The 21,482-nt window shown below is 70.2% G+C and carries 22 protein-coding genes; 7 read left to right on the top strand and 15 right to left on the bottom strand.

The features are described from left to right. The first annotated feature begins 12 nt into the window (after positions 1-12). Entirely contained in the window at positions 13-633 is a 621-nt protein-coding gene (locus tag ACLQ28_RS06340; protein WP_425685352.1) for a putative glycolipid-binding domain-containing protein, read from the top strand. Between the two features lie 16 nt (positions 634-649). On the opposite strand, the gene ACLQ28_RS06335 is transcribed toward ACLQ28_RS06340, so the two are convergent. Together ACLQ28_RS06335 and ACLQ28_RS06330 are read right to left on the bottom strand one after the other, a co-directional pair. Continuing rightward, positions 650-1,741: a PLP-dependent cysteine synthase family protein gene (locus tag ACLQ28_RS06335; protein ID WP_425685230.1), complete on the bottom strand. Its 1,092-nt coding sequence runs from the start codon at positions 1,739-1,741 to the stop codon at positions 650-652. A 186-nt stretch (positions 1,742-1,927) separates the two neighbouring features. After that, positions 1,928-2,386 (bottom strand): Lrp/AsnC family transcriptional regulator, encoded by a 459-nt coding sequence (locus tag ACLQ28_RS06330; RefSeq protein WP_425685229.1) that lies wholly within the window; start codon positions 2,384-2,386, stop codon positions 1,928-1,930. A gap of 269 nt (positions 2,387-2,655) precedes the next feature. On the opposite strand from ACLQ28_RS06330, the gene ACLQ28_RS06325 reads away from it, so the two are divergent. Beyond that, a complete protein-coding gene (locus ACLQ28_RS06325; RefSeq protein ID WP_007454516.1) occupies positions 2,656-2,922 on the top strand; it encodes a BldC family transcriptional regulator in 267 nt (88 codons plus the stop codon). A 166-nt stretch (positions 2,923-3,088) separates the two neighbouring features. On the opposite strand, the gene ACLQ28_RS06320 is transcribed toward ACLQ28_RS06325, so the two are convergent. Next, the gene (locus tag ACLQ28_RS06320; RefSeq protein ID WP_425685228.1) at positions 3,089-3,718 is read right to left on the bottom strand and encodes a UbiX family flavin prenyltransferase; all 630 of its coding nucleotides are present in this window, start codon (positions 3,716-3,718) and stop codon (positions 3,089-3,091) included. Between the two features lie 150 nt (positions 3,719-3,868). Here ACLQ28_RS06320 and ACLQ28_RS06315 point away from each other — a divergent pair, with 150 nt between their 5' ends. Continuing rightward, a complete protein-coding gene (locus ACLQ28_RS06315; RefSeq protein ID WP_425685227.1) occupies positions 3,869-4,852 on the top strand; it encodes a terpene synthase family protein in 984 nt (327 codons plus the stop codon). Here ACLQ28_RS06315 and mqnP read toward each other — a convergent pair. Both mqnP and ACLQ28_RS06305 read right to left on the bottom strand, forming a co-directional pair. Further along, the gene (gene mqnP / locus ACLQ28_RS06310; RefSeq protein WP_425685226.1) at positions 4,841-5,815 is read right to left on the bottom strand and encodes a menaquinone biosynthesis prenyltransferase MqnP; all 975 of its coding nucleotides are present in this window, start codon (positions 5,813-5,815) and stop codon (positions 4,841-4,843) included. The two genes, ACLQ28_RS06315 and mqnP, sit on opposite strands and share 12 nt — an antisense overlap. Continuing rightward, positions 5,815-7,275, bottom strand: a complete 1,461-nt coding sequence (locus ACLQ28_RS06305; RefSeq protein WP_425685225.1) for a menaquinone biosynthesis decarboxylase — start codon at positions 7,273-7,275, stop codon at positions 5,815-5,817. The genes mqnP and ACLQ28_RS06305 overlap by 1 nt, the downstream gene beginning before the upstream one ends. A gap of 157 nt (positions 7,276-7,432) precedes the next feature. Here ACLQ28_RS06305 and ACLQ28_RS06300 point away from each other — a divergent pair, with 157 nt between their 5' ends. Further along, a complete protein-coding gene (locus ACLQ28_RS06300; RefSeq protein ID WP_425685224.1) occupies positions 7,433-8,308 on the top strand; it encodes an alpha/beta fold hydrolase in 876 nt (291 codons plus the stop codon). A gap of 238 nt (positions 8,309-8,546) precedes the next feature. Continuing rightward, complete coding sequence (locus ACLQ28_RS06295; protein ID WP_110566658.1) at positions 8,547-8,750, top strand: hypothetical protein; 204 nt, start codon at positions 8,547-8,549, stop codon at positions 8,748-8,750. A 15-nt stretch (positions 8,751-8,765) separates the two neighbouring features. On the opposite strand, the gene ccsB is transcribed toward ACLQ28_RS06295, so the two are convergent. From ccsB to hemL, 6 genes are read right to left on the bottom strand one after another with little or no spacing between them, the layout of a single operon-like run. Continuing rightward, on the bottom strand, positions 8,766-9,734 hold the full coding sequence (ccsB, locus tag ACLQ28_RS06290; protein ID WP_425685223.1) for a c-type cytochrome biogenesis protein CcsB: 969 nt from the start codon (positions 9,732-9,734) through the stop codon (positions 8,766-8,768). Beyond that, positions 9,734-11,389 carry a cytochrome c biogenesis protein ResB gene (gene resB, locus ACLQ28_RS06285; RefSeq protein ID WP_425685222.1) on the bottom strand — a complete coding sequence of 552 codons (1,656 nt, stop codon included), beginning with the start codon at positions 11,387-11,389 and terminating at the stop codon, positions 9,734-9,736. The genes ccsB and resB overlap by 1 nt, the downstream gene beginning before the upstream one ends. Beyond that, on the bottom strand, positions 11,389-12,231 hold the full coding sequence (locus ACLQ28_RS06280) for a cytochrome c biogenesis CcdA family protein (protein WP_425685221.1): 843 nt from the start codon (positions 12,229-12,231) through the stop codon (positions 11,389-11,391). Before ACLQ28_RS06280 ends, resB begins: the two co-directional genes overlap by 1 nt. Further along, the gene (locus ACLQ28_RS06275; RefSeq protein WP_425685220.1) at positions 12,231-12,797 is read right to left on the bottom strand and encodes a TlpA family protein disulfide reductase; all 567 of its coding nucleotides are present in this window, start codon (positions 12,795-12,797) and stop codon (positions 12,231-12,233) included. Before ACLQ28_RS06275 ends, ACLQ28_RS06280 begins: the two co-directional genes overlap by 1 nt. After that, positions 12,797-13,444, bottom strand: coding sequence for a histidine phosphatase family protein (locus tag ACLQ28_RS06270; RefSeq protein WP_091395739.1), 648 nt, complete (start codon positions 13,442-13,444; stop codon positions 12,797-12,799). Before ACLQ28_RS06270 ends, ACLQ28_RS06275 begins: the two co-directional genes overlap by 1 nt. 6 nt (positions 13,445-13,450) lie before the next feature. Then, positions 13,451-14,788 carry a glutamate-1-semialdehyde 2,1-aminomutase gene (gene hemL / locus ACLQ28_RS06265; RefSeq protein ID WP_425685219.1) on the bottom strand — a complete coding sequence of 446 codons (1,338 nt, stop codon included), beginning with the start codon at positions 14,786-14,788 and terminating at the stop codon, positions 13,451-13,453. A gap of 232 nt (positions 14,789-15,020) precedes the next feature. On the opposite strand from hemL, the gene ACLQ28_RS06260 reads away from it, so the two are divergent. Continuing rightward, complete coding sequence (locus tag ACLQ28_RS06260; protein WP_088951070.1) at positions 15,021-15,356, top strand: STAS domain-containing protein; 336 nt, start codon at positions 15,021-15,023, stop codon at positions 15,354-15,356. Between the two features lie 51 nt (positions 15,357-15,407). Here the strand turns inward: ACLQ28_RS06260 and ACLQ28_RS06255 are convergent, their stop codons facing one another. Together ACLQ28_RS06255 and ACLQ28_RS06250 are read right to left on the bottom strand one after the other, a co-directional pair. After that, the gene (locus tag ACLQ28_RS06255; RefSeq protein WP_425685218.1) at positions 15,408-17,021 is read right to left on the bottom strand and encodes an ABC transporter permease; all 1,614 of its coding nucleotides are present in this window, start codon (positions 17,019-17,021) and stop codon (positions 15,408-15,410) included. Further along, positions 17,018-17,914, bottom strand: coding sequence for an ATP-binding cassette domain-containing protein (locus ACLQ28_RS06250; RefSeq protein WP_425685217.1), 897 nt, complete (start codon positions 17,912-17,914; stop codon positions 17,018-17,020). The genes ACLQ28_RS06255 and ACLQ28_RS06250 overlap by 4 nt, the downstream gene beginning before the upstream one ends. Before the next feature lie 88 nt (positions 17,915-18,002). Here ACLQ28_RS06250 and ACLQ28_RS06245 point away from each other — a divergent pair, with 88 nt between their 5' ends. Further along, entirely contained in the window at positions 18,003-18,497 is a 495-nt protein-coding gene (locus ACLQ28_RS06245) for a GbsR/MarR family transcriptional regulator (protein WP_425685216.1), read from the top strand. Between the two features lie 3 nt (positions 18,498-18,500). Here the strand turns inward: ACLQ28_RS06245 and ACLQ28_RS06240 are convergent, their stop codons facing one another. Both ACLQ28_RS06240 and ACLQ28_RS06235 read right to left on the bottom strand, forming a co-directional pair. Next, entirely contained in the window at positions 18,501-19,055 is a 555-nt protein-coding gene (locus ACLQ28_RS06240) for a response regulator (RefSeq protein ID WP_425685215.1), read from the bottom strand. Then, on the bottom strand, positions 19,052-21,482 hold a 2,431-nt coding region (locus ACLQ28_RS06235; protein WP_425685214.1), incomplete at its 5' end, for an ATP-binding protein. The genes ACLQ28_RS06240 and ACLQ28_RS06235, both read right to left, overlap by 4 nt.

Here is a 21,482-nt window from a genome sequence, read left to right as displayed (position 1 = left end):
CTCATGCCGACCATGCCGAAGTCGATCTTCTGGTCCCGGACGGACACCGCAGGCAGCGAGCAGGTGCTGCTCGACGACGGCCACGGGTTGGCGGCCCGCGGCACCCTGCTCGCCGTGGACCCGATCCCCTGGACCGCCCGCTACCAGCTGACCACCACGCCGGAGTGGACCACCGCCCGCGTCGAGGTCGAGGCCGAAGGGTTGGGCTGGCTGCGCAAAGTGACGCTGGAGCGGGCCGCCGACCGGTGGCGGGTGACCACCGCCGAGCAGGGCGACCTGGACGCGGCGTTGGTCGCGGCCGGTCATCCCCGGGCCGGTCTGCCGGGCACCGATGACCCGGACCGGCTTGCCGACGCACTCGACGTCGACCTGAGCGGTTCGCCGCTGTTCAACACCCTGCCGGTCCACCGGCTCCGGCTGGCCGCCGAGCCGGCCGACCTGGCACACCGGATCACCGTCGCGTGGGTGCTGCTGCCTGGCCTGGAGGTGGTGCCGGCCGAGCAGATCTACACCGGGCGCGGGCCGGGCCGGGTGCGGTTCGCAAGCGGCACCTTCACCGCCGACATCGATCTGGACGACAGCGGCTACGTGGTGCGCTACCCCGGCCTGGCCGAACGGATCGACCCGCGCTGAACGGGGCTGACAGAGCTCAGGCGGGCCAGGTGCCGCTGGCCAGGAACCGTTCGATCGTGGCCAGGTGCGGCGTCAGGTCGAGGCCCTGGGCGGCCACCCAGTCGTCGGCGTAGTACGTGTCCGCGTACCGATCGCCCGGGTCGCAGATCAGGGTGACCACCGACCCGGTCCGGCCTTCGGCGAGCATCGCGGCGATCAGGCCGAACGCACCCCACAGGTTGGTGCCGGTGGAGCCGCCGACCCGCCGGCCGAGCACCGCCGATCCGGCGCGCATCGCGGCCAGTGACGCCGCGTCCGGCACCTGGACCATCCGGTCCACCACCGAGGGCAGGAACGAAGCCTCCACGGTGGGACGGCCGATCCCTTCGATCCGGGAGCCCTTCCCGGTCCGCACCGACCAGTCGGCGGCCAGCCAGGCTGGGTAGAACGCCGAGTTCTCCGGGTCTACCACGCAGAGTTTGGTGGAGAGCCGGCGATACCGGGCGTACCGGCCGATGGTCGCGCTGGTGCCCCCGGTGCCGGCACCCACCACGACCCAGGACGGGATCGGATGCCGCTCCAACTCCAACTGCGCGTAGATCGACTCGGCGATGTTGTTGTTGCCCCGCCAGTCGGTTGCCCGCTCGGCGTAGGTGAACTGGTCCATGAAGTGCCCGCCGGAGTCCTCCGCCAGCCAACGGGCCTCGACCACCACGGTTGCGGGATCGTCCACCAGGTGGCATCGGCCGCCCTGAAACTCGATCTGCGCGATCTTCTCGGGCGAGGTGGAGGCGGGCATCACCGCGATGAACGGCAGACCGAGCATCCGGGCGAAGTACGCCTCGGAGACGGCCGTGGAGCCCGACGACGCTTCGACGATCGTGGTGCGTGGTCCGATCCAGCCGTTGCAGAGACCGTAGAGGAACAGCGAGCGGGCCAGCCGGTGCTTCAGCGAGCCGGTGGGGTGTGACGACTCGTCCTTCAGGTAGAGGTCGATCCCCCAGTCCCGCGGCAGCGGGAAAGGCAGCAGGTGGGTGTCGGCGGAGCGGTTCGCGTCCGCCTCGACGGAGGCGATCGCCTCCGTCACCCAGGTCCGGCTGGCCGCGTCGCACCGGTCGAGATGAGTCACGTCGGGAAACGTAGCAAGCAGTCCAGAGGGGGTCAGCGCCGGTCCGGCAACGCGGTCCGGCGGCGTGCACCCGCCGGTACCCGGCCATCCACAGGTCGGACAGGGTGCCGAGGCTGAACGCCAGCAGCGCGTGCCTGTTGGCCGCGTACACCGTCTCACCGGGCGACACCAGGGGTACGCCGCCTGTCAGGCCACGGGCGGGCCGACCGGCTGGGGACGGTTCTCCCATTTGGTGGAGAGAGCGATGGCGGTGCGGGTGGAGGCGACCCCTGGGGTCCGGTTCAGCCGCACGATCAGCTGCTCCAACTCGGCGATCGTGCCAACTCGGGCCTTGAGCAGGAACGACTCCACGCCAGCCATGAAGTAGCAGGACTCGATCTCGGGCAGCACCCGCAGCGACTCGAGCATGTCGTCGGTGTCGGCGCCGGAGTCCTCGACGATGCCGATCAGCGCGGTGACCCCCAGCCCGATCGCCTCGGGGGCCACGTCCGCACCGTAGCCGCGGACCACGCCGCTGCTCTCCAGCTTGCCGACCCGCTCGTGTACGGCCGGGGCCGAGAGGCCCACCTGTCGGGCCAACTCGGCGTACGAGAGGCGGGCGTTGCTGCGCAGCAGGTCGACGAGGCTCAGGTCGATGGCGTCCACGGAGAGTGACCTTAACCGGTTAGGCGTAACGCGACGCCTTCGGCATCCGTTGGACCGAGCAGTGAGTAACTGTTCACAAACAGACGGTCAAGGCGGGGGTTGCACCAGTAGCATTTACTAACTTCCCAGTCAGTGCATTTTTCGCGTTTGGCGGACAGGCCAGGTCCCTGGTGCTGTAATTGCCATACGTCCCTCATGACGGCTCTGGGCTCGCACCAGCCGGGGGCAGTGTGTTCAGCCAGGGGCTTCGTCGACGCGAGGAGGGGGCTGTGGACACTGGAGATCGCCTGCTGACACCGGGTGAGGTCGCCGCGCTGTTTCGGGTGGACCCGAAGACTGTGACGAGATGGGCGGCGGCCGGCCGGATAGGAAGCATCCGGACTCCAGGCGGGCATCGCCGGTTTCGGGAATCCGAGGTGCGAGCCCTGCTTGAGGGGGAGGGCATGCTGGACGAAGTGGACGAGGTCGGAAAGCCACGCAATGTGGGGCCGGCCGCATCCACGGGGCCGGGTCCGGCCAACGCCGGCATGTACTGAACTGGTGCGGACAAACGCCACGCGGACCGGACACCAGTCCGGTCCGCGTCCCGCTTCGGCCAACCGGCCGGGCGGCGGCACGACATGCGTTGGGCAGCGGCCGGGTGGCAACGGCGCAGGCGCTGAGCAGGCAGCCCGTGCAGCCCGTGCTCGCTGAGCGGACCGCTCAGCTCCGGGCCGCGCCGAGCTGGCCGGACCACCTGCGGAACAGGGTGTGTGGGACGCCGAGCGCGTCCAACACCTTGCCGGCCACGAAGTCGACCAACTGCTGGGCGCTGGCCGCAGCCCCGGCTCCGTAGAAGCCGGGGCTGGCCGGCAGTACGACCGCGCCGGCGTCGTGCAACGCGATCAGGTGTTCAAGGTGGCTGCGGGTCACCGGTGTCTCCCGGGGGACCACCACCACGGGCCGCCGTTCCTTGAGGTTGACCTCGGCGGCGCGCTGCAAGAGGTCCTTGGAGAGCCCGATCGCGATGCCCGCGCAGGCTGCTGTGCTGGCGGGGACCACGGCCATCCCGCGTACCCGGTAGGAGCCGCTGCTCGGCCCGGCGGCCAGGTCGCCGGCCGGCCAGTGCCGCACATCCGCGCCGGTCAGGTCCCGGTCGAGCCAGGCGGTGAGGTCCTCGGCCCAGTGCCCGTCGCGAAACGGTCGGCCGGTCTCGTCGAGCACGGTGAGCCGTGCCGCCCGGGACACGATCAGGTCCACCGGCTCGCCCGCGTCGAGCAGTCCTCCGATGACGGCCGCCGCGTACGGCGTGCCGGAGGCCCCGGAGACCCCGACCACCCATGGTTCCCGCATGCCCTCCAGCCTGCCTGGTCCGGCTGGCCTACTGGTCAGCACCCCCGGGATGCTCAGTCCGACATGTCCGGCGGGTAGATGGGCGATCCGTCGACCTGACATGCTGCCGCTGGCGATTCGCACCGGAACCATCTCGCACAGGAGGCAACGGTGACGACCGACGAGACCCTCTGGGCGCTGCGTGCCGAATGTCCGATCCCGTCCCGGCTCTCCCCGTACGCCGACCACGTGCAGGAGTGGCTGCTCGGCTTGCTGCCCGAGCTTGGTCTCCCGCTGGACGACGCCGCGCTGCACCGGCTGGCCCGGGGAGCTTTCGCTAGGTACGCCGGGCGGCTCTACCCGGAGGCGACCGAAGCCGACCTGCGGGTGCTGACTGCTCTGTTCACCTGGTTCTTCCTGGTGGACGACGCCTGCGATGGGCCGGACCGACTCACCCCTGAGCAGATCCGAGCACTGCGCAACGGCACGCTGGCGCTGCTGCACGACGGCCCCCGGCTGCGTCAGGCGGGGCTGGCCGGCCCACTACGGCGGCTGCTGGTGCTGGGCTGGCGGGAGCCGCGCCGCCGGATGTCGTCCCGGTGGCGGCTGCGCTTCGCCGACGCGGTGGCCCGGCATCTCGACGGCGCCTGGCAGGAGGCGGTCAACAAGGAGGCCGGCCGCCGACCCAGCGTCGACGAGTACGTCGAACTGCGGCGGGCGACCTCGGCGGCGGAGGTGTCGTACTCGCTCGTGGAGTTCGCCACCGGTCGAACGTTGCCCGACCCGATCTATCAGCACCCGCTGCTACGCCAAATCGGCCACGTCGGCAACGACCTGCTCTCCTGGTACAACGACCTGGCTTCCCTTGAGCGGGACCGGGCCACCTCGGGCGGGCACAACCTGGTCCTGGCCATGCAGGGCGAGTTGGCCGTGTCGTCGACGGACGCGATCGAGCAGGCGGCCGAGCGCTGGCGGGACTCGATGCAGCGCTTCGTCGCTCTGCGGGCCGCGGTGCCGTCGTTCGGCCCGGGGTGGGACGAGGCGGTCACCGACCATCTCGACGGGGTCGCGTACGCCGTTCGCGGCACCATCGAGTGGACCTTGGAGAGCGCCCGCTACCCCGCCGGTGCCGCTCAGCGAGCCTCAGGGTCGTAGGTCGAGCCGGATCACCAGGTCGAGCAGGGCGAAGACGAACAGCACGATGCCAACGAACCCGTTTGCGGTGAAGAACGCCCGGTTGACCTTGCTGAGATCGGTGGGGGTGACCACCAGGTGCTGGTAGCCGAACGCGACAGCGGTCAGCGCAAGCCCGATCCACCAGAGCCAGCCCAAGCCGATCAGCGCGCCGAACCAGATGAACAGCGCGAAGGTCACCACGTGCGCGACGGTGGAGGCGTGCAGCGCGAAGCGCCGACCGTACCGGGCAGGCACGCTGTGCACGCCGATCTCCCGGTCGATCTCGGAATCCTGGCAGGCGTAGATCAGGTCGAAGCCGCCGATCCACAGCCCGACCGCCGCGCCGAGCAGCCCGGCCGGCCCGGAGCCGTCCAGGGTGCCGGTGACCGCCAGCCACGCACCGACCGGGCCGACCGCCTGGGCGATCCCGAGGATGGCGTGGGGCCAGTTGGTGAACCGTTTGGCGTAGGGGTAGACGACCAGCGGCACCACAGCGAACGGCGCGAGCACCAGGCAGAGCGGGTTGAGCAGGGCGGCTGCGGCGAGGAAGACCACCACCGCGACGGCCGCGCCGGTCCAGGCCGTCCGCACGCTCACGGCCCCGGTCACCAGTTCCCGGCCGGCGGTACGCGGATTCCGCGCGTCGATCCCCCGGTCGATGATCCGGTTGGCGGCCATCGCGAACGTCCGCGCCCCGACCATCGCCACGGTGATCAGCAGGAGGTCCCACCAGCGAACCCGCCCGCCGAAGGCCTGCATGGCGGCGAGCGCCGACAAGAACGCGAACGGCAGCGCGAAGACGGAGTGCTCGATCTTGACGAGGTCCAGGAAGGCACGCACCCGCCCCGGCGATCTTGCACTTTCTGTCGTGACAGAAGTGGCGGAAGGGGACGGATCGGGAGCCGAAAGTGCAAGATCGCGGGGGTTGTCGGCGGTCGCCATCAGATCCCGTATTCCTTCCAGCGCTTGTCGACCAGGGCCGCGATTTCCGGACTCATCTTCATCTCCTCTGGCCACCCACGGGTGTACCCCTCGGTGGGCAGTTTGCGGGTCGCGTCGACACCCGCCTTACCGCCCCAGAACTGCTGGTACGACGAGTGGTCGAGGTGGTCCACCGGGCCTTCGGTGAGCAGCAGGTCACGGGCGTAGTCGACGTTGCCGAAGGCGCGGAAGGCGACCTCGTTGTAGTCGTGCACGTCGCAGTCCTCGTCGACGATAACGATGAGCTTGGTGAGCGACATCAGATGTGCGCCCCAGATTGCGTTCATCACCTTTTGTGCGTGCTTCGGGTAGCGCTTACGGATCGACACGATCGCGCAGTTGTGGAAGACCCCGGCGGCCGGCAGGTCGTAGTCGACGATGTCCGGAATCATGAGCTTGAGCAGCGGCTGGAAGATCCGCTCGGTGGCCTTGCCGAGGCCGTGGTCCTCCTGCGGCGGCTGGGAGGTGACGATCGAGTGGTAGACCGGCTTGCGCTGCATGGTCATCGCCTCGATGTGCAGCACGGGGAACGGCTCGACCGGGGTGTAGAAGCCGGTGTGGTCACCAAACGGGCCCTCGGGCAGCCGCTCACCGGGCTCCAGGTAGCCCTCCAGGACGATCTGCGCATGCGCCGGCACCTGCAACGGCACGGTGAGGCAGTCGACCATCTCCACCCGCTCGCCACGCAGGAAGCCGGCGAACAGGTATTCGTCGATGTCGCTGGGCAGTGGGGCACTGGCCGCGTACGAGACGACCGGGTCGCAACCGATCGCGACCGCGACCGGCAGACGCTGCCCGAGCCGCTCGGCGACCGCGTGGTGGGCGGTCGAGTCCTTGTGGATCTGCCAGTGCATGCCCAAGGTGTTGCGACCGTGCTGCTGGAGGCGGTACAGGCCCAGGTTGCGCTTGCCGGTCTCCGGGTGCTTGGTGTGGGTCAGCCCGTAGTTGTGGAAGATCCCACCGTCACCGGGCCAGACCTGCAACCCGGGCAGCCGGTCCAGGTCGACGTCGTCGCCCCGGTAGACGACTTCCTGGCAGGGCGCGGTCTTCACCTTGCGCGGCGGCACCGACTTGAGCTGCATGACCTTGCCGAGGCCCTCACGGATGCCGGACCAGCCGACCGGCAGCTCCGGCTTGACCAGCGCGCCGATCCGAGCGCCGATCTCGTCCAGCGAGTCGACGCCGAGAGCCATCGCCATCCGCTTCTCGGTGCCGAACAGGTTGATCGCCAACGGCATCTCGCCCCGGGTCGGACGTTCGAAGAGCAACGCCGGGCCGCCGGCTCGTACGGTGCGGGTGACCACCTCGCTGATCTCCAGGGTGGGATCGACCGGGACGTCGACCCGGCGCAACTCCCCCGCGCGCTCCAGCGCCGCGAGAAAGTCCTTGAGATCGGTGTACGGGAAGCCACGAGCCGCCATGTCGCCCAGTCTCCCGCACCGGGTCCCGCACGGCCCAAGCCGGGTGCTGTGACACTCGTGATGATCAACGGTCCCGGTCCCGTTTCCCCAGGTATGGGCCACGGCACAGCGGGTAGCCGGACGTCCGGCGGCGGGCAGCCGGCGGACGGAGGCGGCAATGAACGGCGAGCGGGTTCCGGCGGGGTTCACCGAGCAGCGGGCACGGGTCGGCCAGATCAGCATGAACTACGTCCGGGGCGGCAGTGGCCCGCCACTGGTGCTGCTGCACGGCTACCCGCAGTGCTGGTACATGTGGCGGCACCTGCTGCCCGAACTGGGACGCTCCTTCGACGTGGTCGCACCCGACCTGCGCGGCTTCGGGGACAGCGACGCCCCGGCCGGCGGCTATGACAAGAAGACGGTCGCCGCCGACCTGCACGGCCTGCTCGACCAACTCGGCCTGACCAGTGACCTCCGGCTGGTCGGGCATGACCTGGGGACGATGGTGGCGTACGCGTACGCCGCCGCGCACCGTGACAGGGTGAGCCGCTTGGCGCTCACCGAGGCACCGATCCCCGACGAGGGCATCTACACGCTTCCTGCGCTCACCTCCGCCGGGCCTGGGGTGTGGAATTTCGGCTTCTTCTCGCTCGGCAACGGCCTGCCGGAACAGGTGGTCACCGGGCGGGAGGTGCTCTGGGTGAGCGGGTTCACCGACGCCCTGATGGTGCGCAAGGGCAGCATCGCGGCAGAGGACGTCGAGGAATACGCGAGCCACCTGCGTGACCCGGCGCACCTCCGGGCCAGCTTCGGCCACTTCCGGGCTTTCGCGCAGGACATCGCCGACAACGCGGCGTACCGGGCCACGAGGCTGACCATGCCGGTGCTGGCGGTCGGCGCGCGGGCCAGCCTTGGGGAGAAGTTGGCCGAGCAGGTCGGCAGGTACGCCGACACTGTTCGAGGCGAGGTGATCGAGGACTGCGGGCACTGGCTGTACGAGGAGCGCCCGGACGAGATGCTCGCCCTGCTGCGCGACTTCCTCCAGGCGGCCTGACCCCTGGACGGTCAGGCGGCGGGTGCCCAGGCGTGGGCGGCCAGCTCGCCCCGTCGACCTACCGCACCCGCCCACCGGCGTCGGGCTTTGATCGACACCAGGTCGCCGATGTGGCGGCTTGCAGGTCGCCGGATACCGCACTGTCGCCGACGTGGAGTCGATCAAGCCGGGTCAAGCCGGGCGGACACATCTCACCGACGCTGGCGCGCCGCCCTGGTCCAGGCGCAGGCTCGAAGCCATGTCGGATGCATACGTCGTCGGCAACCCGGACGGGTTGTCACCCCTGCTGGTCGAGCTCCGCGACGCCATCGCCCGGGAGCTGCACGCCCAACTGGCGCTGCGCGCCGAGCGGATCGAACTGGCCGACCTGCCGGAGGTGTCCTACCAGGTCACCATCCAGGTCGAGCGGACGCTGCGCGCCTGGCGACCCGCACCCGGCTGACGCCGGGCAGCAGGGTCAGCTCAGCCCGCCGTACGAGTGCAGGCCGGTGAAGAAGATGTTCACGCCGAACAGGTTCATCAGCATGGTGAGGAAGCCGAGCACCGCGAGCCAGGTGGCCACGTTGCGCTTGACGCTGGGCGTGGCCCGGGCGTGCAGGTAACCGGCGTACACGACCCAGGAGATGAACGCCCAGGTCTCCTTCGGGTCCCAGCCCCACGGCCGACCCCACGCCGCCTCGGCCCAGATAGCACCGGCGATCACCGCGAAGGTGAAGATCGGGAAGGCGAAGGCGTGCAACGCGAAGGTCAACCGCTCCAGGCCGACCGCGCTGGGCAGGCGCTTGGCCAGGGTGTACGGGAAGCTCCGCTTGCCCTGCTCGTACCCGTTGCGCATCAGGAAGCCGACCGCCGGCACCACGCCGAGCAGAAAGATGCCGGACGCGAAGACGATGGTCGAGACGTGGATGACGAACCAGTACGAGTTCAGTGCCGGCACCAGCGGCACGATCGGCACATACAGCACCAGCTCGGCGGTGGCGACCAGCAGCACCATCACCAGGGTCAGGAACAGCCCGAGCTTGCGCAGCGACGGTCGCTTCCAGAGCACCACCAGCCACGCGGCGACCCCGATGAACGTCACCGTGAGCACGAACTCGTACATGTTGCCCCACGGCATCCGGTCCGCGGCGAGGCCGCGAGTGACCAGTGCCGCCAGGTGCAGCACGGCGGCGACCGCGGTGGCACCCACCGCGATCAGGCCCGCGAGGCGGGCACGCCGCTTCGCCCGGTCGTCCCCGGTCGACGGCGGGACCGGCGCGGGCGGCATCATCACGGGACCGCCGGCGCCCACCAGCTCGCGGACCGGCGCCGCAGCAGCGATTCGGGTACGCGCGTTACCGAGCGCGTACTCCACGGCGTGGCCGATCATCGCAACCAGGTACGCCAGGATCGCGAAGGTCACCAGATTGTCGGAGAGTTCGGACATCACTCGGCTCCTTCTCGCACGCCGGCCCGGTCACTGGAGTCAGCGCCCGCACCGGCCCGCTCAGCCACCCGCTCGTCACCGTTGACCGCGGCGATGAGCTGGGCGAACTCCTCGGCGAATCCTGGATAGTCGGTGCGCGGCAACCCACCGGCCTCCATCAAGCTACTACCGCCCGTCGGAGATCCTTCCACGGGGTCGGCCGGGGTCACCCGGAACCACACCCGACGGCGTCGCCCGAACAGCGAACCCATCAGCCCGACCAGCAGGAAGCCGCAGCTGATCAACAGCGGCGTCGCGCCCGGGTCGTGCCGAATGGAGAGCGTCACGTACCGCTCGGTGCCCAGGAACTCGAGCTTGGTGCCGTCGTCCAGCGTCCAGGTCTCGCCCTTGCGGAGCAGCTTGGTGCCGACCTCCTTGACCTTCCCGGTCCGCACCTGCCGCTGGTCGAGCTTGTAGATCGAGGTGGGGATGCCGGCGTCCAGGCCGAGGTTGCCCCGGTAGGCGACCAGGTTCAGCACCGGGTTGCGTTCGGTGGGGTACTGCGAGCGGACCATCGGCGGCTGCTCGGGTGCCGTGGGCAGGTAGATGCCGGTGAACGCCATCTGCTCATCCGGTGCGCGCTTGCCGGTGGCCGGGTCGACGTTCGCGTCCGGGAATGCGGCCAACCCTTCGCTGGTCAGGCCCATGTCGCCGGTGGTCAGGAACGGCTCGTCACTGATCTGACTGTTGCCGAAGCGGTCGGTGTAGCGAATCACCGGGGCGTACCCGTGGCCGAGCAGGTAGACGCTCGCGTCGTTCAGGCGCAGCGGGGCGTTCACCGAGAAGTTCGCGCTGCGGGTCGGCTCGTCCGGGCCGTCGACGGTGACCGTGGCGTTGAAGAAATCCGGCTGGCCGCTGTCGAGGAACCGGGCCTGGAAGTCGTCCAGCCGCAGGCAGAAACGAGGGAGGTCCGCGCTGTCCACGCGGGGGCCGAGCTTCGCCTCGGCGTACTGCTGCCGGGTGTTGCAGAACGAGTTGTCCGCGCCCGCCACGAGCAGCCGGTTGCCGCTCCAGCCGTACCACGAGCCGAGCCCGACGCCGATCAGCACCGCGATCAGCGAGGTGTGGAACAGCAGGTTGCCGGTCTCCTTGAGGTAGCCCTTCTCGGCGGAGACCTCGTCGCCGCGCACCTCGACGCGCCAGCGGCGCTTGCGCAGCACCTCAGCGATCGCCGCCGCACCACCGGGCGGAGCCGGCAGCACCGTGTGCTGTGGCAGCCGTGCCATCCGCTTCGGGGCGGCCGGCGGCCGGGACCGCAGCGCCCGGAAATGGTCGCGCAGCCGGGGCGTGATGCAGCCGATCAGGGAGGTGAACAGCAGCAGGTAGATCGCGGAGAACCAGACCGAGCCGAAGACCTCGAACGCGCCGATCCGGTCCAGCCGGGGAGCCAGGTCCGGGTGGTCGGTGAAGTACTGGTTGACCTTCTCCGGGCTGATCCCGCGCTGCGGCAGCACCGAGCCGGGGATGGCGGCGACCGCGAGCAGGAAGAGCAGGATCAGCGCCGTACGCATGCTGGTCAGCTGCCGCCACGAGTTGCGCAGCAGCGCCAGGAGCCGGTTGGGCCGGCGCCGGGGCGCTGGGGCCACGGTCTCCGGCCGGTCGTCGACGACCGTCATCAGATGCTCACCTCGCCCACCCCGACGGTGGTCTGCAACCAGATCACGAAGCTCTGCCATCCGCCGGTGACCAGCGCCAGGCCGATCAGGATGAGCAGGGCGCCGCCGACCCGGGTGACCCAGCGGCTGTTGCGCCGTACGGCGCGGAAGACCCCGAGCAGGCGCTCGAAGCCCAGCCCGAAGACGACGAACGGTATCCCCAACCCGAGGCAGTACGCCACAGCGAGCACCACGGCGCGGTCACTCTGGCCGCTGGCGGTGGCCATGCCCATCACCGCGCCCAGCGTGGGGCCTGTGCAGGGCACCCAGCTGAGTGCGAAGACCGCGCCGAAGACCGGTGCGCCGAGCAGCCCGGCCGATGGCAGTCGGGAGATCCGGAACTCCCGTTGCAGGGCGGGGATCATCCCGAGGTAGCCCAGACCGAGCACGATGATCAACGCGCCGACGCCGATCTGCAGCTCGCGCTCGTAGTCGAAGAAGACCCGGCCGATGCCGGCGAACAGGATCGCGGTGGCGACGAAGACGACTGTGAAGCCGGCGATGAAGAGCAGCGTCCCGGCCAGTACCCGACCCTTGACGGCGCCAGCCCGCGCGATCCGCTCCCGTACGGCGACACCCCCACCGTCGCGGTCGCGCTGGGCGGCGGCGTCAGCCCCCGGCGTGCTCTTGCGTGCATTGCCTTCGAGGTCCGCGCCGGCCAGGCCGGTGACGAACGAGAGGTAGCCGGGGACCAGTGGGAGCACGCACGGGGAGAGGAAGCTGACCAGGCCGGCGAGCGCCGCCGCGCCCATGGCGAGCAGCAGCGGCCCGCTGCGAGCCAACTCCCTGAAGGTCTCGCCCATCAGTTCGACGCCGGTTTCTCGGCCGTGACCCGTTCGACGATCGGCCTCAGCTCGTCCTGCGTCACGGCGCGACGGATCACCACGGCGATCCGACCGTCACGGTCGAGGACCACTGTCGCCGGGACGGTGTTCGGCGGGATGTCCAGGTCGAGCGCCAGCCGACTGGACGGGTCGAACAGGCTCGGATAGGTGACCCGGCCCTCCTCGAACGCCTTGGCCTTGTCCCGCGAGTCCTGGACGTTGATGCCGAGGAAGCTCACCCCGGAGCCCTTGGTGGCCTGGTAGACGGCCTCCAGGTCGTCGGCCTCGGCCCGACACGGCGGGCACCAGGAACCCCAGAAGTTGACGACCGCGACCTGGCCCCGGGCCTGGCTGACGTCGTAGCTGCCGCCGGCGAGCAGCTCACCGGCGAGCTTCGGAGGTGCCGAGCGCTGGTCCGGTGCGCACTCGAAGATCCCGTCGGTGGTGGTCGTGCAGGTCTTCTCCTGGCTCTGCGACGTGCAGCCGACCAGCGCCACCGCGGCGACGGTGGCGAGCAGACCGGCGGTCCACCTCCGGGCGTTCATCAGGCCCCCTTGGCCGTCCTGGCGGTCGCGGAGAGGGCGATCAGGTGCGCGGCCGGCTCGCTGTAGCCGATGCCCGCCACCTTCGCGCCGTCGAAGTGGAACGAGGTGAGGCTCGCCAACCCGCACTGCCGCTTGCGCGGGTCGTGCCAGAGCCGCTTGCGCTCGACGTAGCGGCGCAGCGTCCAGATCGGGAGCTGGTGCGACACCAGCACCGCCTCGCGCCCCTCGGCGGCGACCCGTGCGGCGTGCACGGCCGCGAACATCCGCTCGGCGATCACCCGGTACGCCTCACCCCAGGACGGGGTCACCGGGTCGCGCAGCACCCACCAGTTACGCGGGTCGCGGAACGACCCGTCACCCGGGGACACCTTCTTACCCTCGAACCAGTTGGCGCTCTCGATCAGCCGCTCGTCCACCCCGACCGGCAGCCCGAACTGGGCGGCAATGGGCTCGGCGGTCTGCTGGGCGCGCTCCAACGGGCTGGCCACCACGTGCACGATCTCCCGCTCGGCCAGGCCCTGCGCGGCGGCCTTGGCCATCTGCACGCCCAGCTCGGAGAGGCGGAAACCGGGCAGCCGACCGTAGAGAATCTGGTCGGGGTTGTATACCTCGCCGTGCCGGAGCACGTGCACCACCGTCTTGCTCACCGTGTATTACCCCCCGTGACCAGCCGCTGCCGCCGCGTTCGCCGCCGTGGGCAGCGCGTCGGCGATGTGCTCCAGAGCGGCGTCGTCGATCGCCGCCGACACGAACCACGACTCGAACGCGCTCGGCGGCAGGTAGACGCCAGCGGCGAGCATCGCGTGGAAGAACGCCTTGAACGCCGGCACCTGCTGGGTGCGGGCGCTGTCGTAGTCGACCACGTCGGCGTCGGTGAAGAAGATCGAGAACATGCTGCCCGCGTACGACAGCCGGTGCGGAACCCCGGCGGCGGCCAACGCGTCGGATGCCAGCTTGCTCACGACGGCGGCCGTGGAGTCGAGGCGGTTGTACAGCGCGTCGTCGGCGAGCCGCAGCGTGGCCAGGCCGGCGGCGCAGGCGAGCGGGTTACCGGAGAGGGTGCCGGCCTGGTAGACCGGGCCGGCCGGGGCGAGCCGCGCCATGATGTCGGCGCGCCCGCCGAACGCGGCGGCGGGCAGGCCACCACCCATGACCTTGCCGTACGTCCACAGGTCGGCGTCGGAGGGGTCGAGGCCGTGCCACCCGGCGCGGGAGACCCGGAACCCGGTCATCACCTCGTCCACCACCAGCAGGGCGCCGTGCGCGTGCGCGATCCGGGCGAGCTCTTGGTTGAACCCGTCGCGGGGTGCGACCACGCCCATGTTGCCGGCGGCTGCCTCGGTGATCACCGCGGCGATGTGCTGGCCCTCGGCGGCGAAGGCCTCCTCGACGGCCCGGATGTCGTTGTACGGGAGCACGATCGTCTCGCTGGCCGCCGCGCCGGTCACGCCGGGCGAGTCGGGCAGGCCCAGGGTGGCCACGCCGGACCCGGCGGAGGCGAGCAGCGCGTCGACGTGCCCGTGGTAGCACCCGGCGAACTTGACGATCTTGGACCGGCCGGTGAAGCCGCGGGCCAGCCGGATCGCCGACATGGTCGCTTCGGTGCCGGAGTTGACCAGGCGGACCTGCTCCATCGGGGTCCGGGCGACGAGCTCGGCGGCCAGCTCCACCTCACCCGGGGTGGGAGTGCCGAAGCTGGTGCCCAGTGCGGCGGCGGCCTGAATGGCGTCCACCACTTCCGGGTGCGCGTGCCCGAGGATCAGCGGACCCCAGGAGCAGACCAGGTCGACGTAGCGGCGGCCGTCGGCGTCGAACAGCCACGGGCCCTCGCCACGAACCATGAAACGCGGGGTGCCGCCGACCGCTTGGAAGGCGCGTACGGGTGAGTTCACCCCGCCCGGCACGATGGCGCGAGCGCGGTTGAACAGGGCCTCGGAGGCCGGCGCTTCGGCTGGGTAGCGGCCGGATCCGGCGGGAAAGATGTCGGTCACGATGCCGCCATTGTGTCAGCGCCGGACGGTCAACCAGCACCCACCCCGCAGTGGGGTTACCGGGCTCACGCATGGCCGACACCCGCCAGTAGCGGCGACGCGATGCCAAGGCGACGGCCCGTGACCTCGGTCCGTGTGGCTCGCGGCATCGACTGGCGACGGCTCGCGGCCTGCCGGCGACGCCACGCGGCCTCGACAGGCCGGGGCGGGCGGATCGCGCTAGGCTGACCGGGTGGATCGTGCCGAACTGTCCATCACGCTGCACCGAACGGGCGACGAAGCAGTGCTGCGCCTGGCCGGTGAGATCGACATGCTCACGGCCGCCCAGCTCTCCACCGTGGTAAACGAGGTGCTGGCCGACCCCCCACCGAAGATCGTGCTCGACCTCGGCGGCGTCACCTTCTGCGACTCGCAGGGCTTGGGCACGCTGGTCGTGCTCAGCCGCAAGGCCAGCCATGCGCAGAGCCTGCTGATGCTGACCCATGTGGGTGATTTCCTGATCCGCGTCCTGGACATCACCGGCCTCCGCAGCGCCCTGATGATCCGCAACGACCAACCCACCGGCTAACCGCCGCTCCCCCTGGCCTCCCCCGCGGGGTGGGGACCGGCGGGGGTGGCGTTAGGGGGTTGGGATGTCGCGTTTATGGAAGGTCAGTAGGGCCAGGGTCAAGAGGGCTGCTGCTGCGGTTGTCAGGGCGGCCAGCGGGGTTACGGACCAGTCCTGACCGAGGACCTGCGGGGTGTGGGTGAACGGGGAAAGGTCCAGCGCCCACTGGTCCAACTTCAACACCGCACCTAGCTGACCGAGCAGCAGGCAGCCGGCGAGCACCGCCCAGGCACCCCCGGAGAAACGGGGCAGCCAGCCGACCAACAGCGCCGCCAGCCCGGCCAGCACCCAGGCCGCGGGCACCTGGGCCAGCCCGGCACCGAGCAGCCGCGGCAACTCGCCGCCGACGTCGGAGACGCTGATCCCGTAGGCAAGCCCGGTGGCGAGCCCGGCGACGGCCAGCACCACCGCGGGGCCGACCAGCGCGAAGACCAGCTGCGCCGCCAGCCAGCGGGTCCGGCTCACCGCCGTCGCGAGCAGCGGTTCGACCCGTCCGGCGGTCTCCTCCGTCCGGGCCCGCAGCGCGGCCTGGATGCCGTACCCGGCGGCGGCCAGCGCGGTCAAGCTCAACGTCCCACCGAGGTACGCCTCGGCGAGCGCGGAGCTGCCACCGAGCCGGGAAAGGATCTCGGCGAGCTGCTGGTTGCCCTGCACCGCGTCGCCAGCCGCGTCCGCCGCACCGCCGAGCACCAGGCCGAGCAGCCCGAAGCCGATGGTCCAGCCGAACAGTTGGCCCCGGTGCAGCCGCCAGGCGAGGCCGAACGGGCCGGCCAGCCCCGCGCCGGCGGTGGCCGGGCCGAGCCGGGACGGGAACACTCCCGCGCCGAGGTCACGGCGGACCGAGACGGGGTACGCGACGAGCGCGACCACCGCGCTGAACAGCACCGGCAGCAGCAGCACCCACCAGCGCTCATCGGCGTAGGCCCGACCCCGTGCCGCCCAGCCGAGCGGTGAGAGCCAGCTCAGCCACTCCGCGCTCCCACCGGTGCCGCCGGAACCACCGGCGTCGCCGCCCAGCCGCAGCACGAAGGCCAGCCCGAGCGCACCCAGGCCGATCCCACGCGCCCCACCGGCGCTCTCGGTGAGCTGTGCGGCCAGCCCGCCGACCGTGGCGAAGACGACCCCGGTGAGCGCCATGCCAGCGCCGAAGAGCACCGAACCCGCGCCGGGCAGGCCAGCGGCGACCAGGCCGGCGGCGGTGAGCAGGCCGAGCAGCACATTCGCGGAGTACGTCACCAGCAGCGCGGCGGTCAACCCGGCGTACCGACCCAGCACGGTGGCGCCGAGAAGCTCCCGGCGACCGGCCTCCTCCTCGGTGCGGGTGTGCCGGACCACGGTGAGCACGCCGACCAGCCCGACGATCAACGCCAGGAGACCGGCCCGCTGAACGGTGAGGGCGCCGACGCTGTCGCCGTACACCGGGCCGAGCAGGGCGACGATCGACGGGTTGCTCGCCGTGCCGGCCAGGTACGCGGCCCGCTCGGCAACGGTCGGGTACAGCTCGGCGTAGGTGCTGGCGTAGCCGGCCGGCAGCACGGTGAGCAGGAGGATCCAGATCGGCAGCAGCACCCGGTCCCGGCGCAGAATGAGGCGCACGAGCTGCCAGGTCCCGGTGAAGGCGGTCATGACCGCACCGACTCGGTCTGGTAGTGCCGCAGGAACAGCTCCTCCAGAGTCGGCGGCTGGCTGACCAGACTCCGTACGCCGATCTCGGTGAGCCGGCGCAGCGCTGCGTCCAGCGCGGCGTTCTCCACGTCGAAGCGCACCCGGTGCCCGTCCACCCGCAGGTCGTGCACGCCGGCGAGTTGACCCAGCCCGTCTGCGGGGCCAGTCAGTTCGGCCTCGATCGCGGTGCGGCGCAGGTGGCGCAGCTCGGTCAGGGTGCCGGTCTCCACGTCCCGTCCGTTGCGGATGATCGTCACCCGGTCGCAGAGCGCCTCGACCTCGGCCAGGATGTGGCTGGAGAGCAGCACGGTGCGACCGTCGGCCTTCGCCCGGCGGACCCAGTGCTGGAACACCTCCTCCATCAGCGGGTCCAGCCCGGAGGTCGGCTCGTCCAGGATGAGCAGTTCGGCGTCGGAGGCGAGGGCTGCCACGAGGCCGACCTTCTGCCTGTTGCCCTTGGAGTAGGCCCGCCCCTTCTTGCGCGGGTCCAGCTCGAAGGAGTCCAGCAGTTCGGCCCGCCGGGCCGGGTCCAGGCCGCCGCGCATCCGGCCGAGCAGGTCGATGACCTCGCCGCCGGAGAGGTTGGGCCAGAGCGTCACGTCGCCCGGCACGTACGCCAACCGACGGTGCAGGGCCACCGCGTCGCGCCACGGGTCACCACCGAGCAGGCGGACGGCCCCCGCGTCCGTCCGCAGCAGTCCGAGCAGTGCTCGGATGGTTGTCGACTTGCCGGCGCCGTTCGGGCCGAGGAAGCCGTGCACCTCGCCGGTGCGGACGGTCAGGTCGAGACCGTCGAGCGCCCGTGTCCGGCCGAAGGTCTTGACCAGGCCGGACACCTCAATCGGAGTTTCCATATATCAGAAGCTACACTCGTTTCACAAAGTTGTGAAGACTGTGAGATCCGGGGACCATCGGGCCACACGACAGGCAGGAGAGATCGTCATGGCAGCCGCTGACGGCCACGACCCGGTGCACCTCTTCGTCGAACGGATGGCGTTGGCCTTCGCCGAAGTGGGTTCCCCGCGGATGGCCGCCCGGGTGCTGTTCACCGTGATGAGCTCGGACGACCCCGTCACCGCCGCCGAGATCGGCGAGCGGCTCGGAGTGAGCGCGGCGGCGGTCAGCGGTGCCGTCCGCTACCTCACCCAGTTCAACATGCTGATCCGCGAGCCGGTCCCACGGTCCCGCCGGGATCGCTACCGGATGCCGGACAACCCCTGGTACGAGGCGACCATCACCAAGACCGGGATCTACAAGACGTTCATCGACGTGGCCGAGGCCGGGGTGACCGCCCTCGGGGCCGAGACGCAGGCAGGTGAACGGGTAGCCGAGATGCGGGACTTCTTCCTCTTTGTCCAGGAGGAGATCGACTCACTGGGTGAGCGGTGGCGCGCCCGGCGGGCCGCCACCGGCCACCTCAGGCCCGGCGAGGTCTGAGCGTCAGGCGGTGTTGCCCCAGCGAGCCTGCTCAAGCATGCGTACCGCCCGGTCGCGGGCCTCCGAGTCGTCCGAACGGAGCAGGGTGGTCGCCTCGTCGACCGCGTCGGTGAGCCTCCGCCACTGCGTGTCGCGCTCCCGAACCAGGTCCGACTGAGTGGCCAACTGCCGGGTCTTCACCCACAGCTCGACGAAGACCGACACCTTGGCCCGCAGCACCCACGGGTCGAACGGCTTGGTCAGGTAATCCACCGCGCCCACCTGGTAACCACGGAGGGCGAGTTGGGCGTCCCGGTCAGCGGCGGTGAGGAAGATGATCGGCACGTGGCGAGTCCGCTCCCGGCGCTTGATATGACTCGCCGTCTCGAAGCCGTCCATGTCCGGCATCTGCGCGTCCAGCAGGATCACCGCGAAGTCGTCCACCAGGAGCTGCTTGAGCGCCGCCTCGCCGCTCTCCACCGCCACGGACTGGAGCGGCAGCCCCTGGAGGATCGCCTCCAGGGCCGTCAAATTCTGCCGCCGGTCGTCCACGAGCAGCGCCTTGGCGATCTGGGTCACGAAGTCTCCTCGGTCCGGCTGCCGTTGATCCAGGACGACATCAACTCGATCAAGTCGTCCAGGTCGACCGGCTTGGTGATGTAGTCGCTGCCCCCGGCAGCGAGCGCCGATTCGCGGTCGCCCGGCATCGCCTTCGCGGTCAGGAAGACCACTGGCAGGTCGGCGAACCGGTGGTTGCGGCGAATCTGGCGGGTGGTCTCGTAGCCGTCCTGGTCCGGCATCATGGCGTCCATCAGCACGATGTCCACCTCCGGATGCTCGGCCAACAGGCGGACACCGTCCGCCCCGTTGTCCGAGTACAGCACGGTCATCCCGTGCAGCTCCAACGCGCTGGTCAAGGCGAAGACGTTGCGTACGTCGTCATCCACGATCAACACGGTGGCGCCATCCAGTTGGCGAGTGGCCGGCGCCTCCGGGCGCTCCGACAGCAGCTCCAGCGGCGGCATCAGCAGCGACGACGGCAGGCCGGCGCGCTGCGGAGACGGAAGCTGGGGCGCGACCACGGCGTCCGGGGCCAACACCTGCGGCACGAACAGGGTGAAGGTCGAACCCTGACCGGGCGCAGACGACACGGTGATCGTGCCGCCGATCAGCCGGGCCAGATCGCGGCTGATCGACAGGCCCAGGCCGGTGCCGCCGTAGCGGCGACTGGTCGTGCCGTCCGCCTGCTGGAACGCCTCGAAGATGATCGACAACTTGTCGTCGGAGATGCCGATCCCCGTGTCGATCACGGTGAACGCGATCACTTGCTGGGCGTTGGTCAGCGCCGGCACGTCGAAGACCACGTTCTCCGCCGCCGGAGCGATCCGCAGCGTCACCGCACCGTTGTCGGTGAACTTCACCGCGTTGGAGAGCAGGTTGCGCAGAATCTGCTGCAACCGCTGCGCGTCGGTCACCAACGCCGGCGGCAGATCCTTGCTCACCCGTACCTGGAAGTCCAGGTTCTTCTCCTCGGCCTGCGGTGCGAACGCCTGCTCGACGTAGCCGCGCAGCTCGGCGAAGCGAATCTCGGTCGGCTCGACGTCCATCCGGCCCGCCTCGATCTTGGACAGGTCGAGGATGTCGTCGATCAGGCGCAGCAGGTCCGAGCCGGACCCGTGGATGGTCCGGGCGAACTCGATCTGCTTCGGGCTGAGGTTCTGCTCCGAGTTCTCCGCCAGCAGGCGGGCCAGCAGCAGCAACGAGTTCAGCGGCGTACGAAGCTCGTGGCTCATGTTGGCCAGGAACTCCGACTTGTAGGCAGAGGCCCTGGTCAGCTGCTGTGCCTTCTCCTCCAGGCCCAGCCGAGCCAGCTCGATCTCCCGGTTCTTCGTCTCGATGTTGCCCTTCTGCTCCGACAGCAGAGTGGCCTTCTCCTCCAACTCGGCGTTGGTGCGCTGCAACTCCGCCGACTGTTCCTGCATCTCGTGCGCCAGCCGCTGCGACTGGGCCAGCAACTCCTCCGTACGCCGGTTGGCCTGGATGGTGTTGACCGCGATGCCGATGGTGAGCACCAGCCGCTCCAGGAACGACAGGTGCAGCTCGGAGAAGGCCGACACGCTCGCGAACTCGATCACCCCGAGCAGCTCGCCCTCGAACAGCACGGGGAGCACCACCAGGTCGGACGGGGGTGTCTCGGCCAGACCCGAACGCAGGGTGAGCCTGCTGTCCGGGGAGGCGCTGACCCGGATGGTGCGGCGGGAGAGCGCGGTCTGCCCGACCAGCCCCTCACCCGGCCCGAAGGTGACGTCATGCCCCCGCGCCACGTACCCGTAGGAGGAGGTCAGCCTCAGTCGCATGCTGCCGTCGGTGTCGTCGGCCAGGAAGAAGGCGCCGAGCTGGGCGTCGACCAGCGGGGTCACCTCCGTCATGATCATGCGGCAGACCTCGCCGAGGTCGCGCTGGCCCTGCAACAGGCCGCCGATCCGGGCCAGGTTGGAGTCCAGCCAGCCCTGCTCGGCGTTCTTCTTGGTCGTCTCCCGGAGGGTGACGATCATCTGGTTGATGTTGTCCTTCAGCTCGGCGACCTCGCCCTGCGCCTTCACCGCGATCCGCTGGGTCAGGTCGCCCCGGGTCACCGAGGTGGACACCTGGGCGATGGCCCGCAGCTGCGTGGTCAGCGTCGAAGCGAGCTGGTTGACGTTCTCGGTGAGGTCGCGCCAGGTGCCGGACACGCCCTTGACCTGGGCTTGACCGCCCAACTTGCCCTCGATACCGACCTCACGGGCCACCCGGGTCACCTCGTCGGCGAACGACGACAACTGGTCGACCATCGTGTTGACCGTGGACTTCAGCTCCAGGATCTCACCCTGGGCGTCCACCGTGATCTTCTGCGACAGGTCACCCTTCGCCACCGCCGTGGTCACCGAGGCAATGTTGCGGACCTGGCTGGTCAGGTTCGACGCCATCGAGTTCACGTTGTCGGTCAGGTCCCGCCACGTACCGGAC

Source organism: Micromonospora sp. DT201, from assembly GCF_049841575.1.
Taxonomy (GTDB): Bacteria; Actinomycetota; Actinomycetes; order Mycobacteriales; family Micromonosporaceae; genus Micromonospora.
Note: the sequence above shows the minus strand (reverse complement) of the source record. Positions and strands in the feature narration are given on the sequence as shown.

What these genes read in the sequence shown, in the direction of transcription:
- ACLQ28_RS06245 (WP_425685216.1), top strand. Translation starts at nt 18,003, where the DNA reads ATGGCAGCCGCTGACGGCCACGACCCGGTGCACCTCTTCGTCGAACGG.
- ccsB (WP_425685223.1), bottom strand. Translation starts at nt 9,734, where the DNA reads ATGTCCGAACTCTCCGACAATCTGGTGACCTTCGCGATCCTGGCGTAC.
- ACLQ28_RS06295 (WP_110566658.1), top strand. Translation starts at nt 8,547, where the DNA reads ATGTCGGATGCATACGTCGTCGGCAACCCGGACGGGTTGTCACCCCTG.
- ACLQ28_RS06275 (WP_425685220.1), bottom strand. Translation starts at nt 12,797, where the DNA reads ATGAACGCCCGGAGGTGGACCGCCGGTCTGCTCGCCACCGTCGCCGCG.
- ACLQ28_RS06300 (WP_425685224.1), top strand. Translation starts at nt 7,433, where the DNA reads ATGAACGGCGAGCGGGTTCCGGCGGGGTTCACCGAGCAGCGGGCACGG.
- ACLQ28_RS06320 (WP_425685228.1), bottom strand. Translation starts at nt 3,718, where the DNA reads ATGCGGGAACCATGGGTGGTCGGGGTCTCCGGGGCCTCCGGCACGCCG.
- ACLQ28_RS06340 (WP_425685352.1), top strand. Translation starts at nt 13, where the DNA reads ATGCCGAAGTCGATCTTCTGGTCCCGGACGGACACCGCAGGCAGCGAG.
- ACLQ28_RS06255 (WP_425685218.1), bottom strand. Translation starts at nt 17,021, where the DNA reads ATGACCGCCTTCACCGGGACCTGGCAGCTCGTGCGCCTCATTCTGCGC.
- ACLQ28_RS06250 (WP_425685217.1), bottom strand. Translation starts at nt 17,914, where the DNA reads ATGGAAACTCCGATTGAGGTGTCCGGCCTGGTCAAGACCTTCGGCCGG.
- mqnP (WP_425685226.1), bottom strand. Translation starts at nt 5,815, where the DNA reads ATGGCGACCGCCGACAACCCCCGCGATCTTGCACTTTCGGCTCCCGAT.
- ACLQ28_RS06305 (WP_425685225.1), bottom strand. Translation starts at nt 7,275, where the DNA reads ATGGCGGCTCGTGGCTTCCCGTACACCGATCTCAAGGACTTTCTCGCG.
- ACLQ28_RS06280 (WP_425685221.1), bottom strand. Translation starts at nt 12,231, where the DNA reads ATGGGCGAGACCTTCAGGGAGTTGGCTCGCAGCGGGCCGCTGCTGCTC.
- resB (WP_425685222.1), bottom strand. Translation starts at nt 11,389, where the DNA reads ATGACGGTCGTCGACGACCGGCCGGAGACCGTGGCCCCAGCGCCCCGG.